This is a genomic window from Thermus sp. (assembly GCF_056332225.1).
Window position 1 is genome coordinate 1 of record NZ_JBWGQW010000150.1, and the last position, 879, is coordinate 879.

Sequence of the window (879 nt, forward strand, 5' to 3'; positions counted from 1 at the left end):
AAGGAGACCTCATCCTTCTGGGGTTTCTTGTTGCGGCACCTCATGACCAGGCAAAATAGTCGTGTCGTGAAGGTCTCCAAGACCTACTTCAAGGCCCACGCTCTCGAGCTCCTCCGCCGGGTGGAGGCCACCGGGGAGCCGCTCCTCTTCACCCACCGGGGCCGCCCTGTCCTGGAGGTGCGCCCCTACCGGGAGGAGGAGCCCAGGGAGGCCAGGCTGTTGGCCCCGGTGGTTGCTTTCCCGTCAGGGAAACACCTTGAGGAGGGCCTTCTCCACGTTCTCGTCCAGTAGGAGCCTCACGCCCTACCCAGCCGGGCTAGAAGGGCCTTAGGAAGGTGGGCCCTAGCCCGCTCCTCCGCCTCCTGGGCTTCCCTCTTTACCTTCTCCCGGTAGGCGTTCACCTCCCCCGGGTGGCGAAGGGCCCAAGCCAGGACGGCGTACACGTCCGCGAGGTTCAGACTGGGGTAGGCCAAGACCATCTCCTCGGGGGAGAGGCCCCCCTCGTAGGCGTCCAGGAGGTCTTCTAGGTAGACCCGGGTGCCCTCTACCCGGAGGCCTCCGGCCTCGTCCGCCACCAGGGGGATCCGCTCAGTCAGGACCATGCGCCTCTCAGTATACTCGGGGGCAGCCTACGCCAATAAGCCCTGCCGCCCGTGGCGCGTCTTCAGGGTGTAGCCCTGCGAGAAGCGCGAAATCCTCCACTACGCGAGTCATTTCTGCGGCGAGAGAGGATGTCTCTACAAAGACGCCATGATGCGGGTGGCGGCCCTGATGTTGGGGAGGAGGCGAGCCAGGCGTGGAGAGCCTAACCGGTCCATGCCGTCTGGAACCTTGAAAACCGGCCTTTGCCGCCTGCGTTTACACGCAGAGCACTTGCAC

Annotated in this window: 2 protein-coding genes; one reads left to right on the forward strand and one right to left on the reverse strand. The window is 64.8% G+C overall.

Annotated features, from left to right (window positions below; translation table 11 throughout):
• Positions 1 to 66 precede the first annotated feature (66 nt).
• A complete protein-coding gene (locus AC01Y6_RS10600) occupies positions 67 to 291 on the forward strand; it encodes a type II toxin-antitoxin system Phd/YefM family antitoxin (RefSeq protein WP_476671490.1) in 225 nt (74 codons plus the stop codon).
• 5 nt (positions 292 to 296) lie between these two features.
• On the opposite strand, the gene AC01Y6_RS10605 is transcribed toward AC01Y6_RS10600, so the two are convergent.
• On the reverse strand, positions 297 to 602 hold the full coding sequence (locus AC01Y6_RS10605; protein ID WP_428715903.1) for a DUF433 domain-containing protein: 306 nt from the start codon (positions 600 to 602) through the stop codon (positions 297 to 299).
• Positions 603 to 879 lie beyond the last annotated feature (277 nt).